Genomic DNA, 13,157 nt, shown 5'->3' with positions numbered 1-13,157 from the left:
GCGGGTGACTCACCCGCTGCCCGTCGTAAACTGCCGCGATCAGAAGCCGAGGAGGCCGCCGACCAGATCGCCGACGCGGTTCTGCAGGTTGGTGCCTGCCTTGCCGACCTGATTCTGCAGGTTGGTACCCGCGTCACCGAGGCGCTCCTGCACATCCGTTCCCGCGGTGCCCAGTCGGTCACCGATGTCCGAGCCCGCGGTGCCCAACCGGTCACCGATGTCCGAGCCCGCGGTACCGAGGCGGTCCTGCAGGTTGCTACCGGCCCGGCCGACCTGCTTCTGCAGATTGCTGCCGGCGCGGCCGAGCTGCTTCTGCAGGTTGCTACCGGCGCGGCCGATCTGTCCCAGCACCGACTTGTTGGAGCTGGAGCTCGATTTGACGCTGGAGCTTGAGTTTGAGCTTGAGCTGCTGTCGCCGGTGTCCGCGTATGCGGCCCCTGCCGAGGCGACGCCCATAGCCAGCGCGATTCCGCCCCCAGCCACGGCCGTCGCGACACGCATCCTGACGGAGGTTCCCTGACGTCCCGACATTGTGGATCTTCCTTTCAGCAAATTCCCCAACCAACATCGTGAAGTTATCACGACAGTTGCCCGACAAACTAGACCCGGGTGCAAATTTTTCCATGTAGGAACTTTTACGGGGGCGACAATTTGTTTGCCTTCCATAACTGACATCGCATCCGCACGCAATGTTTACGTGCACGCAGCACCGAAGAGCGCCGCGTGGATTCGGTGAATGGCCAGCTTATGGCCCGCGAACCAGGGTGCCGATGGAGCGTCCCGCACCATGCAATTACATGATCAATGGCGAGCTCGCGGGTTGCTGAATTTTCAGGTACGTAACAAGTTGCCCGAAAGTCAAGTGTGATTTGCCCCTACCCAATCCGGGCCAGATCAAACCTGTTCGCAGCAAACTTATCTGCCCAATCCATGCACGGACAATCCGGTCGCTGCGAAGCCGTGGTCGCGCCGGCAACGGGCATGCCGGCCGCCACCCGCGCAGCCTGCCGGCGTCCGGACTACTGCGAGAGGTACACCTTCACGCCGATGAAGGGCCGCCATGTCATGACGCCGCGTTGGAAGTCCACCCGGTTGGCCCCGTTCACCCAGCGCTGCGAGGAGGTGGCCAATCCGAGTGCCGGCACCCATTTGTTGGCGAACTCGGCGTTGGCCCACTGCGCTCCCGTCTGCGGGGAGTACCAGATGCGGAGCCGCTGCGAGCCGACGAAATCCTGATATCCATTGGTGAAAGTAGTTGTCGGAGTGGCCTTTTGCGATCTAGCCAGATCGGCGACCGGTGTCGGGGAAACCACGAAACTGCCGGGCGCGAGTTCCCACAACGTGCCCGCGGAACGCATCTGCGCCCAGACCTTCGACGTCGCCGGGTAAACCGGGCTGAGCACCTCCCCGAGGCTGGGGTCGGTGTGCGCCGAGAACCGCTGGAACACTGCCGTCGTACCGGGCGGGGACTGGACGACCTTTTGGGCGAGCTTGGGAACCCAGTTCGATCGATAGATCCCGAACCGATCCTCGTCATGCCAGCTGCTGCTGTTGACGTCGCGGGTCGTGTACAACATCAGCGGACCGGCGTACGGCAGCTCCCGCCAGGTGCTGATCATGTCGGAGATGTAGGCCGCCTGGGTCGACTCGCTGACCCGGGTGGTGGGCAGGCCGTACTCGGTGACCCAGATCTTCTTGGCGGCGTCACCGTTGTCCAGCATGAGCTTGCGCATCCGAACCAGTTGGTCCACCGGAGTTCCGGGCGCCAACATGCCGGCCGAGAACTTCATGCTCCAGCTGTACGGGTGGTACGACAGGGCGTCGAAGAACGGGCCGGCGCCGTTGGCGTACATCTGGGTCAGGAAGGTGACCGGGTTGATCGTCAGCTGGCCCCAGCTCGACCCGGACCCGAGCACGCCGCCGACGACGACGGCACCGGGATCGGCGGCCTTGATGCGCGGGTAGGCCGCTTTCATCAGATCCACATAACCGGCCGGATCCGGTTTCGGTGAATAACCGGTGAAGCCGTTCGGCTCGTTCCAGATCTCATATGCGGCAATTTTTCCGCGGTACCGTTCGGCGACTTTTGCGGCGAACAATCCATACGCCTCGGTCGACGCCGGCCGGCCGTTCGGCGGCATTGCCCCGGCCGCGGTTGCCCACCACGGCGGCGAAAGAATGGAGGCGATGATCGAAATGTTGGCGGCCGCCGCGGCATTGACCACCCGGTCGGACCGCGACCAGTCCATTCTTCCTTTGACGGACTCGACCCCCGACCACGGAATGCCGATTCGCACGGTCCGGATATTGTCCGCGACCCATCGCTGCACGGTGTCGGCGACCTTGGCGTCGTCGTAGAAGTAGATGCGGGAGTCGGCGAACCCGAGTGTGGTGGCCGAGTTGCTCAAGGTGGCCACATTGTCGGTGACCACCTGACGGTGCCGTTGAGAGGTCGGCGTCGAAATCAACGCGACCACGCACAGCCCTGACACAATTGCGCCGAGAGTCGTACGCACTAATTTGCGGCGTCGGAAGTTTCTTCCGCCGCGCACCATAGCCACATTCCTCCCGGCGCTTTTACCAATTGTCCGTTATTTCTATCGGAGAACTCCGGCGAACCATCGCAGTTAATTCGGCGTGTCGAAAACACGCCGGTCACGATAGGGATACGGGATGAGGATGCGAATCGGTGTGGCATTTCCGCAAACGAAGTCGAGCAGTCCGCCAGAGGAATCGCGGTCGGCGGTCCCGGCCCGCCGCCGTACGCTGTGGTGGTAATGCGTGCAACAGGCGACTCGCCGGTCACCGGCAGTCCCGATTCCGGCGTGAACACCGGTACCCGGACCGATCGGCCCACCAATCCTCGGGTGGCGTCGCTGACCGGTCTGCGCGCGCTGGCCGCGCTGTTGATCGTCGCCACCCATGCCGCCTATGGCACCGGCCAACTGTCCGACGGCTATCTCGGCGCGCTCTACGCACGCCTTGAGGTCGGCGTCCCGGTCTTCTTCGTGCTCTCGGGCTACCTGTTGTTCCGGCCCTGGGTGCTGGCCGCCGAGCGCGGGACCCCGGGACCCTCGGTACGCCGCTATGCGCGCCGCCGGGTCCGCCGCATCGCTCCGGCCTACGTCATCACGGTGCTCATCGCCTTCGCCATCTACCAGTTCCGGGACGCCGGGCCGAATCCCGGTCACACCTGGTTGGGCCTGTTGCAACACCTCACGCTCACCCAGATCTATCCGCCGGTCTACTTCGCGGTGATGCATCAGGGCCTGACCCAGATGTGGAGCCTGGCAGTGGAAGTCGCGTTCTACGCGGTGCTGCCGCTGCTGGCCGGCCTGCTGTTGACGGTGGTGTGCGGTGGCCGCTGGCGTCCGAGGCTGCTGCTGACCGGGCTGGCGGTGCTCGGCGCGGTGACACCGCTGTGGCTGTGGCTGACCCACACCACTGACCTGCTGCCCGGATCGGCCAACATCTGGCTGCCTGCTCACCTGATCTACTTCGTGGGCGGGATGACGCTGGCGGTGTTGCAGGTGCGCGGCGCCCGCTGCCGGTCCTGGCTCGCGCTGCCGCTCGCGGTGGCCGCGCTGCTGCTGGTCGCCTCGCCGGCGGCCGGGAACATCAGCGGCGAAGACCTCCAGCCGTGGCAACCGGTGCTCAAGACGTTCCTCTACGCCGCGTTCGCCTGCGGGCTGATGGCGCCGCTGGTCCTGGGCCGGGGCGGTGGTTACGCCCGACTGCTCGGTGCCCGGCCGGTGGTCTGGCTCGGCGAGATCTCCTACGAGATCTTCCTGTTGCACGTCATCGTGATGGAATTCGCGATGTCGGAGGTCCTACGCTGGCCGGTGTTCACCGGCACGATGCCGGTGCTGTTCGCCGTCACCGTGGCCATGACGATCCCGGCCGCCTGGGTGTTGCACCGCTGGACCCGGGTCCCCGGTGCCGACCGCGCCGAGCGCGCCGAAAGGAGCCGTCCGTGAGTTCATCGGAACAGGACTACCCGTCACCGGCCACGGACCGCGGCCGGGTCGAACCGGTCCCCCGCCGGGTGCGTGGCTACGTCGGCACCGATCTGGTGTTCGACACCCTCAACGCCCGATATGTCTGGGAAATCCCCTATTACCCGCAGTACTACATCCCGCTGCGCGATGTGCGACCGGGCTTGCTGTCCGACGACGGGCATCCCCAGCGGGCGCAGTTCGGGGCGTCGCGGCTGCACACCCTGACCGCAGGCGGCCGGTCGTATCCGGCGTCAGCCCGGGTGTTCGACGACGGGCTGGTCCCCGGCTACGTTCGGTTCGAATGGGACACCGTGGCCTGGTTCGAGGAGGACGAGCGGATCTACGGTCACCCCCGCAGCCCGTACGCCCGCCATGACGCGCTGCGCTCGCATCGGCACGTCCGGGTGCAGCTCGACGGCGTTCTGCTGGCTGAGACCCGGACCCCCGTGCTGCTGTTCGAAACCGGCTTGCCGACAAGGTATTACCTCGACCCCACCGACATCGCGATGCAGCATCTTCAGCCCAGCGACACCCAGACGCTGTGCCCGTACAAGGGCGTCACCTCTGCGTACTGGTCGGTGCGAATCGGCGAGACGGTGCACGCCGATCTGGCCTGGATGTACCAGTACCCGCTGCCCGCGGTGTCCCGGATCGCCGGGTTGGTGGCGTTCTACAACGAGAAGGTGGATCTGGTGGTCGACGGGGTGGCGCTGCCGCGGCCGGTGACGACGTTCAGCTAGCGCCCGGCGGCCGAAAACAGGTAGTGCACTACTCACATCGGGTACCGCGGTGGCGCGCACACTGGGTACGTCGACAAACCGCAGCGGCCTCTTCCCCACCGAGGAGGCCGCTGCTTCAGTCGTGGGTGCCGGTGGCGCGCGATGCGCCGGGCTGCGCGCTGACGAGTTCGACGCCGTCGCCCACGTCGACGGTGACGACGTCCTCGTGTGGTTGCTCGAAGAACGGCAGTTCGAGCAGGCCGTAAAAGTCTGCGGTGTCGACGAAGGTGTGCGCGCGGGCGAACAGCGGGGCCACGTCGAAGACCCGCACCCTGAGCTTTTCCCGGTTGAGCCTGCCGAGTTCCCGGCCCGATTCCGGGTCGGTGATGACCTGCGGCGCACCGGAGTAGACGGCGAAGACCATGCCCGGCGCGACCCCGGCCTCGGCGCCCCGGTTGATGACGAGCGTGTAGTCATCCTCGATCAGGGCGACCTGGCCGGCGAGCGCTCCGCTCATGATGCCGCCAGCGAATTGCTCTCCGGGATGGTCGATTTCGACGCCGAACCAGGCTGGATGCGCGGCCTGAGCCGGTAGGCGTCGACCTGCACCGGCGCATTGTCCGCGGCGTCCTCTTCCAGTTCGGTGCCCAAGGCCAGTTCGACGGCGGTCTTGGCCTGGAAGAGCGCGATGACCGCCTGCTGGTGCCGGTCGGAGCCCAGGGCGTTCAGGGCGACGGCGAGCTTCTTGTCGACGTAGAGCACCGACCTGGACAGATCGGACGGGTCGGAGGATGGCGCTTCGAGTGCGGTGTCGGGCGTCGCCGCGGCGCCGGGTTCCGCCATCCAGCGGTGACCGAGTGCGCCCAGGGTGATCGCCGCGATCGGGACCACCAGCACCGCGCAGACCAGGCCGGCCGTGCCGGCGAGAGAGATGGTGCCGGCAATGCCGGCGAGCATGAGGACGCACGCGACGAACATCATCTTCAGCGCCCGCGGTATGGCGTCGAACGCGCGCCAGCTTTGGGTGACGACCGCTGCGACGTATCGAGCCAGCCCGCCGATGACGCGCACGACGGCGGATGCCGTCTTGGTCAGCGCGTCGGCTGCGGTCCGCCCGAACCGGTCGACCCGCTCCTTGTCCAGCTGCGGCTTCGGCATCGTCCAGGTGCGCTTCTGCGCAACCGGCTGCGGCGAGGGGTCGGTCGCGGCCGCAGCGCCGGCCTGCTCGCCGGGCGACTCGGGAGCGACAGCCTCATTGGTCACATTCGCATCAACAACCACATCCGTATCTTCTCGCGCGGCTTGCCATCGCGCTCGAGGCGCGCCGAGGACCCCGACGAGCGATCGCGGTGGGCACTCGCCTCCGCGAGGACGTGACCTGGCCCATAAGTGCGGGCCGATCTGCGCCAATCCGTCGACCGCGACACAGGAACCCGTTACAGTTTTGGCGAAATTGACGTAAGGGGTAATAACGTGGCGGGCAAGCATACGAAGCGTGCGGTGCGAAAGCGACAACGCAGGCTTCAGTCCGACGGTCTCCCCGTCCATCGATGGCTGGTCGCCGGCGCCGCGTCGGCGGGCATGACCGCCACACTGTGGGGCCTGTCTGTGGTCGGCCCGGACATCGGCGTCGCGTCCGCCGAGGACGGCACCTCGTCGAGTTCCACCGGCTCCGACAGCGGCCCGGGCGGCACCGACTCCGCCGGGTCGACGACCTCCGGCGCATCGGCTCCAAGCGCGTCCCCGGACCACACGAGTGAGCGCACCGCCCGACCGACGGCCCCGCGCTCGGTGAAGTCGGCCGACGACGACGATGCCGAGACCGAGTTGTCGGCTCCCCGCACAACCACGACCGACCACGCCGATGAGCCCGCGGTCGCCGACGACGAGCCGACCGAGACCGGCCCGGAGCCCACCGAGCCCCCAGCGTCCACAGCACCCGTTGCCCCGGAACCGGAGCCGGACCGCGCCACGGATACGCCCCGGGTCCGGCCCACCTCGGCGACCGGCGCCCACACCGCCGCCGACGCAACGGCGCGGGAACTCACTGCTGCCGCCCCGACCGGTTCGGCCGCCGAAGCCGTCGGCCAGACCCTCAGCAGCACAGAGACGGTGACACCGCCACGGTCGGTGGTGGTGTCGGTCGGCGCTCCCGATCCCCGGCGGCAGGCGATCGCCGATCAGATCGCCGCACTCATGACGACCTACCGGACCATGATCTCGATGCTGCCGGTGGCCCAGCCGGTCAAGACATGGATGTACGAGTCGCTTGCCGGGACGCGGCGCACCCTGTTCAATCAGGCGCCCTGGCTGACTCCCGTCCAGATCAGCGGCACCGGCGACGGCCCGATCATCGGCACCCTGGGCGCGGTCGACCTCGAGGGTGACGCGATTCGGTACATCATCGTCACCGGCCCCACCTCGGGCACCCTGCTCGTGGACGAGCAGGGAGTGTTCACCTACACCCCGGGTACCGGATTCAACGGCGTCGACAACTTCGTGATCGCGGCGAAGGACATCGGCACCCACGTCAACCTGTTCGACCCGTTCCGCGGTGCCAGCTCGTCGGCGTCACTGCTGGTGAACCAGAACGCCGTCAGCTTCGTCTTCAACTACCTGACCGGGGCGCAGTACTGGACCACCGATGCGCGCAACGCGCTGCAGCGGGCCGCCAGCACCCTGGTGACCCAGTTCATCGTGAAGGTCCCGGTGGTGGTGACCTACGACATCACCGGTCACAGCACGGCGTCGTCCTTCCTGGCTTCGGCGGACAGCCCCCTCACCTCGTCCAGCCCCGGCTTCCATCCGACGGTGGTGCAGTACAAGCTGCAGACCGGTCTGGATGCCAACGGGGTCGCAGCCGACGGCACCATCGACTGGAACTTCGCCTACCCGTGGGCCTTCGGCGATTACGTGACGGGCTCGCAGTACGACTTCAGCACCGTCGCGATGCACGAGTTCCTGCACTCCTTCGGGTTGATGTCCTACGTCGAGCCGGGGGCGATCGAGACCCGGCGGACATGGACGATCTACGACAGCTTGCTGCAGTCCTCCGACGGCACCCGGCTGATCGGCACGGACTTCCGGCTCAACACCGCGCTGTCGAGCAATCTGCAGGGCGGCAACGGGGGACTGTTCTTCGGCGGAGAGCACGCAGTCGCCGCCTCCGGCGGCCCGGCTGCGGTGTACACACCGAGCACCTGGGCCCAGGGCAGCTCGCTGTCGCACCTGAGCAATGCGGCGGCCGCCGGGGCGGACCGCTCCCTGACGAGCCCGCGGGTGCCGCTCGGACCGGGACCGCGCACCCTCACCGCGACCGAGCGGGGCCTCATGCAGGATCTCGGGTACACCCTCACACCGCTCGACGCGACATCGGTACTGGCGTTCATCGGGTTCGTGTTCATTCGTCGACGGCGTCCGGCGGATGTCGTCTGAACCGTCGCTGCCACCGGTCGAGAGCTAGGTCGACGCCTGCGGCAGACGGCACAGCCGCCGCAGCGCGGCCAACCCGTCGGGCGTGCCCGGCCAGTGCTTGTCCAGCGCTGCGGGTCCGGCCCGTCTGGCCACCGACCGCAGCACCAGCGCCACGATGATCGCATCGTCGGCGTAGCCCAGTACCGGGATGAAGTCGGGTATGAGGTCGATCGGGAGGGCCAGGTAGGCCAGTAGCAATGCCAGCCGGAGGCGCACACCGCGGGGCAGGGCACGGTCGGCGGCGAGCCGTTTGAGCAGGCGGATCACATCGGGCAACAACCGCATCGTGTTTCGCAGGCTGACCTCGTCGGGCTTGCTCAGCCAGAGCACGACGACAAGCACCGCCCACAGAATCAACAACCCCGCCGCGATGCCGAGCGGAATCGACCACCAGTCGGAGGGCATGGTGGAACCCTACCCAGGTCTGCTCGACCTGCAGGCAACCGTGTCACCGACGACTGAGTGACCCAGCCCAGAAGATCACGTGGGGTTTTGGCGCTCCAGTTAACTGTTCTGGGTTTCCCAGTTAACTGAATTCCGTTTTCTACCAACCGCTTCACCACCCAGGACAGACCTGCTCTGTCAATCCTCGCCAGAGTTGCTGACGTAGCGGACGAGCGGTGTTACGTTCGGCCAATGAACAAGAAAGTGATGAAACGTACCGGCGCGGTCGCTGCAGCACTTGCCATCTCGGGTGCCGCTGCGGTCGCCTGCTCCCAAGAATCCCAGGACTCGGCCAAGGAGACCATGTCGAGCGCCTCGAGCGCTGCATCGTCGGCGGTGGATGCCGGCACCAGCGCAATCAAGACGGGCGCCAGTTCGGCGTCGAGTGCGGTGTCCTCGGTTGTCGAGGGGGCACCTACCACGATCGAGGCGCCCGGCATCGGCCCCGTCACCCTGGACCCTCCCGTCGCCGAGGCCTATGACGACGCCGGGGGCCAGGATGCTCTGGGCGTTCCCACCGCGGCTCCGGAGAAGGTCGGCGACGGCACCGTGCAGGCCTTCACCAAAGGCACCATCTTCTCGTCAGCTGCGGCCGGCACCCATCTGGTGCAGGGCGAGATCCTGCGGGTCTACAACGAAAGCGGCGGGCCCGCCGGGCCTTTGGGCTTCCCCACCGGCGATGAGGAAGAGACCGGCGGCGGCCCGGACGCGGCCAACGGCGGGTGGATCACCGAGTTCCAGAACGGCACCATCACCTGGCTCAACCGTGGTGACGGGACGTTCGCGGAAACGGTCACCCCGAAGTAACGGCGGCCCGCTCTCCGCGCGCAGTCAGCGTGCGCAGGTATCGACCGACTCGCCGGCTTGCACGCTGTCCACGAACTCCTCCATATCCCCGAGCGACGCGTCGATGACACCACGGTGGTCCTGGCCGTCATACAACCGGTATTCAAGATCAACTTCCTTCGCGCACAGCGCTTTCGCCAGTTCCTCGACTCCGGCCGGGGCCACCGCGTCATCGCGGTTGCCCTGCACGAGCATGACCGGCACCCGAGGGGTGAGAAGAACCGGATCCTGGAGTTCGAGATAGGCGCGCAGGGCATCGAGATCCGCATCCGGTGCGAACACCTGGCCCGGCGGGACCAGCGGAAGATCATGCACCTGCGCGACGCATGCGGTACGCGCCGTGGTCAACAACGGACGCGCCTGGTCGGAGAAGATCCGGTCCGGATCGACCGACGGGTCCACCACCGCGGCCCCCAGCACAAGCAGCGGCAGAAACCTTTGTCCCGCTTGTGCTTCCGGTCGCCCGAGACGGATGAGGTCGACAGCCTGGTCGATCCCCACGCCGCCGGGCGCGATGGACACCGCCCCCAGCAGCCTCAGTTCGGGTGCGCGGTCGGCGGCCTGCTGCGCGGTGAACAGCGCGGCCTGACCGCCCTGGCTATGGCCCATGACGACCCATTCGGTGCCGATGCGCGAATCGACTTCCCGCGCCGCCCGGACGATGTCGGTCACCGTGTTCGCTTCACTGATGCCGTCGATGTAGGGGTGTCCGCCGGGGGTACCCAGCCCCTGGTAATCGGTCTGCACGACGGCGTAGCCGCGGGTCACCCATGTGTCGAGCATGGCAGTGATCGGGCCGACGTACTCGTGCGCGAGTCCGTCGGGGGTATCGCCCGACGGGGCGCAGGTGTCCGCGTAGCCGGTGGTGCCGTGCGCCCAGCTGATGACGGGCCAGCCACCGTCGGGAGGCGTCGACTTCGGAACCGACACAGTGCCGGACACGACGATGGGTTCACCGTGCGAATCGTCGGAGATGTAGGTGATCAGCTTCGTGTCGGCGTTGGCCGGGGCGGCCGCGGTGGTCAGCGGACGGGCGGTGAGCAGTTGACCGGCATGCAACTCGGGTTCGGTGGTCCGGTCGGTCGCCGTGGTGCAGCCGGTCAGCACCGCCACCGTGACCAGACAGGCGAGCCTGTATGGGGTGCTGCGGTGGGCTGCGCCGGTGGACCCCGCCCGCTTGTTCCCTGGACCGTTTCTGAACATGGCTTCAATCCGTCGCGTCGACAGCGGCCGCATGCCGCCCCTCGCAGGCTATGTCGCCGTACGACGGAATGGTCGGGAACGCCCATGCGGGCATTTGCGGCCGGAATGCCCGCCCGGGCGGTCGGTGCGGGAGTAGAAACGACTCATGTGCCGCCTGTTCAGCCTGCACGCCGGCGACGCCGTCCCCGCGACGTTCTGGCTGCTGAACGCGCCTGACAGTCTCGCCGCGCAGAGCAGGCGCAACCCGGACGGCACCGGCCTGGGGGTGTTCGAGGCCGACGGCACTCCGGTGGTGCGCAAGCGGCCGATCGCCGCGTGGCGCGATCTGGATTTCGCGACCGAAGCCCGAGAGCTGACGGGTACCACGTTCGTCGCCCATGTCCGGTACGCGACCAACGGTGCCCCCGAGGACGTCAACACCCATCCATTCCTGCAGGACGGCCGAATCTTCGCGCACAACGGTGTGGTGGGCGGCATCGAGACGCTCGACGCGCGGCTCGCCGAACTCGGCGTCACGGACCTGGTGCGCGGAGACACCGACTCCGAACGAGTGTTCGCCTTGGTCACCGCGTCGGTTCGCGGTCACGCCGGCGACGTCGGCGCCGGTCTGGTGGAGGCGCTGAGCTGGTTGCGCGAGAACGTCCCGATCTACGCGGTCAACATGCTGCTTGCCACCGGCACCGACCTCTGGGCGCTGCGCTACCCCGAGACCCACGAGTTGTACATGCTCGACCGTACCGACGTGGACCACGGTCGATTCGCCTTGCACAGCAAGCGAATCGCCGCGCACAGCGGCGACCTGGACGACTCGCCGTCGGTGGTCTTCGCCAGTGAGGTGATGGATGACGAGCGGTGGGAGCTGCTTCCGTCGGGCGAGCTGGTGCACGTCGACACCGATCTCAAGATCACGCGGCGCACGGTGCTGCCGCAGCCGCCGGTTCACCAACTCACACGGGCCGACCTCAGCCCCGCCGTGGCGGCCGCTCAGCACCCGTCTTCCTGATCCGGACGGGTCACTGTTCGAGCAGGCTGCGGCGACTGGCCGCAATCGGGCTCTGCGCGGTCAGGCCGCCGTCGAGCACCAGGGTCTGGCCGGTCATGTACCGGGACTCGTCGGAGGCGAGGTACACCATTGCCCACCCGATGTCTTCTGGGTCGCCGATCAGGTCGAGTGCGTTGTGGCTGCGGATATCGTCGATCGTCTCCGCCGGGAGGTTGTCGCGCAGGGCGGGCGTCATGATGGCTCCGGGGGCAACAGCGTTGCAGCGCACGTTGTTTCGTCCATACTGAGTGGCGATGTACTGGGTGAGCCGGATGACGGCCGCCTTGGCTGCGCCGTAGGCGCACTGCAGGGTGTCGCCGGCCAGACCGGCGACCGAGACGGTGTTGATGATCGAACCGCCGTCGCCGGCGATCATGTGCGGCAACGCGAGTCGGGAGGCGACCACCGTGCTGCGTGCGTTGAGCACCATGGTCTTGTCCCATTCGGCGAGGTCCAGGCGTAGCAGGTCGAGATCCTTGCGCGGATTGCTTCCGCCGACATGGTTGCACAGCACGTCGAGGCCGCCGAACTCGGTGACGGCGTGATCGATCATGGTGGCGACCGAGCTCTCGTCCATCACGTCCACGCCGATGCCCAGCGCGTTGTCCCCGATCTCACTGGCGGCGAGGGTCGCCGCGGCGGCGTTGAGATCGGCGATCAGTACCCGGGCACCCTCGGCGACCATCAACTGCGCGGCCGCGCGGCCGATCCCGCTGGCGGCCCCGGTGATGACGACCCTTTTGTTCTGTAGACGGTTCATCGCTTCCCCACCCGTCGCATCGTCGGCAGATCTGATGCCCACCCACAGGCTATGGGGCGCGCGGCCGGAATGGTCCGGAACAACAGTGTGGTCAGCGCGCAGTCGTCAGCAGCAGGGCTGCCTCGTTGTAGGGAAACGCTCGATAGAACAGCCGGGAACGCGGTACGACGAGGGCCGCGGCCTCGGCCTTGCTCACCACCTGGGGGTTGACGAGCGCGATGGCCCGTCCGCGCTTTCGCAGCACCGTCGGTCCGCCGGCCAGCACATTCTTCAACCAGTCCGTCTGCAGGCCGTAGCCGATGAGGATGGCGTAGCCATCATGGGTCTTGAACACCAAGAGCGGCGTTCGATATCGCTTACCCGACTTCCGCCCGACGTGCTCGAGCGTCCCGAGGCTCGGAAGCCACGGCGTGATCGTGCGGGCCACCGGATTGGTGAAGCGCTTGTTGAACTCTGCGACTCCGCGAGGCATGCGCATTCTCGGAGTGTAGGTACCGATCGAGGCGCGTGCTGAAAGTCCGATGGTTGCCGACGCGGACCGTCAAGGCCCGACGGCGATCGCGGGTGGCGCTACCGGTGCGGGCGCTGGTACCCCCAGTCGGGCTCGAACCGACACTGTGCGGATTTTAAGTCCGCTGCCTCTGCCAATTGGGCTATGGGGGCGTTGCAGT

At 67.1% G+C, this 13,157-nt stretch carries 13 protein-coding genes and 1 tRNA gene; 5 read left to right on the top strand and 9 right to left on the bottom strand.

Annotated features, from left to right (window positions below; translation table 11 throughout):
- Nucleotides 1-39: 39 nt before the first annotated feature.
- Both V4U86_RS05370 and V4U86_RS05365 read right to left on the bottom strand, forming a co-directional pair.
- On the bottom strand, nucleotides 40-501 hold the full coding sequence (locus V4U86_RS05370; protein WP_395310250.1) for a hypothetical protein: 462 nt from the start codon (nucleotides 499-501) through the stop codon (nucleotides 40-42).
- Nucleotides 502-1,019: 518 nt separating this feature from the next.
- Nucleotides 1,020-2,477, bottom strand: a complete 1,458-nt coding sequence (locus V4U86_RS05365; RefSeq protein ID WP_395310249.1) for a cellulase family glycosylhydrolase — start codon at nucleotides 2,475-2,477, stop codon at nucleotides 1,020-1,022.
- Between the two features lie 300 nt (nucleotides 2,478-2,777).
- On the opposite strand from V4U86_RS05365, the gene V4U86_RS05360 reads away from it, so the two are divergent.
- Nucleotides 2,778-3,977, top strand: a complete 1,200-nt coding sequence (locus V4U86_RS05360; protein WP_395310248.1) for an acyltransferase family protein — start codon at nucleotides 2,778-2,780, stop codon at nucleotides 3,975-3,977.
- Nucleotides 3,974-4,738: a DUF427 domain-containing protein gene (locus tag V4U86_RS05355; protein ID WP_395310247.1), complete on the top strand. Its 765-nt coding sequence runs from the start codon at nucleotides 3,974-3,976 to the stop codon at nucleotides 4,736-4,738. The genes V4U86_RS05360 and V4U86_RS05355 overlap by 4 nt, the downstream gene beginning before the upstream one ends.
- 115 nt (nucleotides 4,739-4,853) lie before the next feature.
- Here V4U86_RS05355 and V4U86_RS05350 read toward each other — a convergent pair whose 3' ends face one another.
- Both V4U86_RS05350 and V4U86_RS05345 read right to left on the bottom strand, forming a co-directional pair.
- Entirely contained in the window at nucleotides 4,854-5,234 is a 381-nt protein-coding gene (locus tag V4U86_RS05350; protein WP_395310246.1) for a hypothetical protein, read from the bottom strand.
- Complete coding sequence (locus V4U86_RS05345) at nucleotides 5,231-5,980, bottom strand: hypothetical protein (RefSeq protein WP_395310245.1); 750 nt, start codon at nucleotides 5,978-5,980, stop codon at nucleotides 5,231-5,233. The genes V4U86_RS05350 and V4U86_RS05345 overlap by 4 nt, the downstream gene beginning before the upstream one ends.
- 318 nt (nucleotides 5,981-6,298) lie before the next feature.
- Between V4U86_RS05345 and V4U86_RS05340 the strand changes: the two genes are divergently transcribed.
- Entirely contained in the window at nucleotides 6,299-8,152 is a 1,854-nt protein-coding gene (locus tag V4U86_RS05340) for an Ig-like domain-containing protein (protein ID WP_395310244.1), read from the top strand.
- Nucleotides 8,153-8,176: 24 nt separating this feature from the next.
- Here V4U86_RS05340 and V4U86_RS05335 read toward each other — a convergent pair whose 3' ends face one another.
- A complete protein-coding gene (locus V4U86_RS05335; RefSeq protein WP_395310243.1) occupies nucleotides 8,177-8,596 on the bottom strand; it encodes a YkvA family protein in 420 nt (139 codons plus the stop codon).
- Between the two features lie 231 nt (nucleotides 8,597-8,827).
- On the opposite strand from V4U86_RS05335, the gene V4U86_RS05330 reads away from it, so the two are divergent.
- The gene (locus V4U86_RS05330) at nucleotides 8,828-9,442 is read left to right on the top strand and encodes an LGFP repeat-containing protein (RefSeq protein ID WP_395310242.1); all 615 of its coding nucleotides are present in this window, start codon (nucleotides 8,828-8,830) and stop codon (nucleotides 9,440-9,442) included.
- Nucleotides 9,443-9,466: 24 nt separating this feature from the next.
- On the opposite strand, the gene V4U86_RS05325 is transcribed toward V4U86_RS05330, so the two are convergent.
- Nucleotides 9,467-10,684: an alpha/beta hydrolase family protein gene (locus V4U86_RS05325; RefSeq protein ID WP_395310241.1), complete on the bottom strand. Its 1,218-nt coding sequence runs from the start codon at nucleotides 10,682-10,684 to the stop codon at nucleotides 9,467-9,469.
- A 145-nt stretch (nucleotides 10,685-10,829) separates the two neighbouring features.
- Here V4U86_RS05325 and V4U86_RS05320 point away from each other — a divergent pair, with 145 nt between their 5' ends.
- Nucleotides 10,830-11,687 (top strand): class II glutamine amidotransferase, encoded by an 858-nt coding sequence (locus V4U86_RS05320; protein WP_395310240.1) that lies wholly within the window; start codon nucleotides 10,830-10,832, stop codon nucleotides 11,685-11,687.
- Between the two features lie 10 nt (nucleotides 11,688-11,697).
- Here the strand turns inward: V4U86_RS05320 and V4U86_RS05315 are convergent, their stop codons facing one another.
- From V4U86_RS05315 to V4U86_RS05305, 3 genes are all read right to left on the bottom strand, one after another.
- Nucleotides 11,698-12,486, bottom strand: coding sequence for an SDR family NAD(P)-dependent oxidoreductase (locus V4U86_RS05315; protein ID WP_395310239.1), 789 nt, complete (start codon nucleotides 12,484-12,486; stop codon nucleotides 11,698-11,700).
- 91 nt (nucleotides 12,487-12,577) lie between these two features.
- Nucleotides 12,578-12,964, bottom strand: coding sequence for a nitroreductase family deazaflavin-dependent oxidoreductase (locus V4U86_RS05310; RefSeq protein ID WP_395310238.1), 387 nt, complete (start codon nucleotides 12,962-12,964; stop codon nucleotides 12,578-12,580).
- Between the two features lie 108 nt (nucleotides 12,965-13,072).
- Nucleotides 13,073-13,149: transfer RNA gene (locus V4U86_RS05305), tRNA-Leu, on the bottom strand.
- Nucleotides 13,150-13,157 lie beyond the last annotated feature (8 nt).

This window comes from Mycobacterium sp. AMU20-3851, from assembly GCF_043974665.1.
Lineage (GTDB): Bacteria > Actinomycetota > Actinomycetes > Mycobacteriales > Mycobacteriaceae > Mycobacterium.
This window is presented reverse-complemented; position numbering and strand designations above follow the sequence as displayed.

Coding starts and splice junctions, on each gene's coding strand:
- V4U86_RS05310 (WP_395310238.1), bottom strand. CDS start 12,964: ATGCGCATGCCTCGCGGAGTCGCAGAGTTCAACAAGCGCTTCACCAAT.
- V4U86_RS05320 (WP_395310240.1), top strand. CDS start 10,830: ATGTGCCGCCTGTTCAGCCTGCACGCCGGCGACGCCGTCCCCGCGACG.
- V4U86_RS05315 (WP_395310239.1), bottom strand. CDS start 12,486: ATGAACCGTCTACAGAACAAAAGGGTCGTCATCACCGGGGCCGCCAGC.
- V4U86_RS05330 (WP_395310242.1), top strand. CDS start 8,828: ATGAACAAGAAAGTGATGAAACGTACCGGCGCGGTCGCTGCAGCACTT.
- V4U86_RS05340 (WP_395310244.1), top strand. CDS start 6,299: ATGACCGCCACACTGTGGGGCCTGTCTGTGGTCGGCCCGGACATCGGC.
- V4U86_RS05325 (WP_395310241.1), bottom strand. CDS start 10,684: ATGTTCAGAAACGGTCCAGGGAACAAGCGGGCGGGGTCCACCGGCGCA.
- V4U86_RS05335 (WP_395310243.1), bottom strand. CDS start 8,596: ATGCCCTCCGACTGGTGGTCGATTCCGCTCGGCATCGCGGCGGGGTTG.
- V4U86_RS05370 (WP_395310250.1), bottom strand. CDS start 501: ATGCGTGTCGCGACGGCCGTGGCTGGGGGCGGAATCGCGCTGGCTATG.
- V4U86_RS05350 (WP_395310246.1), bottom strand. CDS start 5,234: ATGAGCGGAGCGCTCGCCGGCCAGGTCGCCCTGATCGAGGATGACTAC.
- V4U86_RS05360 (WP_395310248.1), top strand. CDS start 2,778: ATGCGTGCAACAGGCGACTCGCCGGTCACCGGCAGTCCCGATTCCGGC.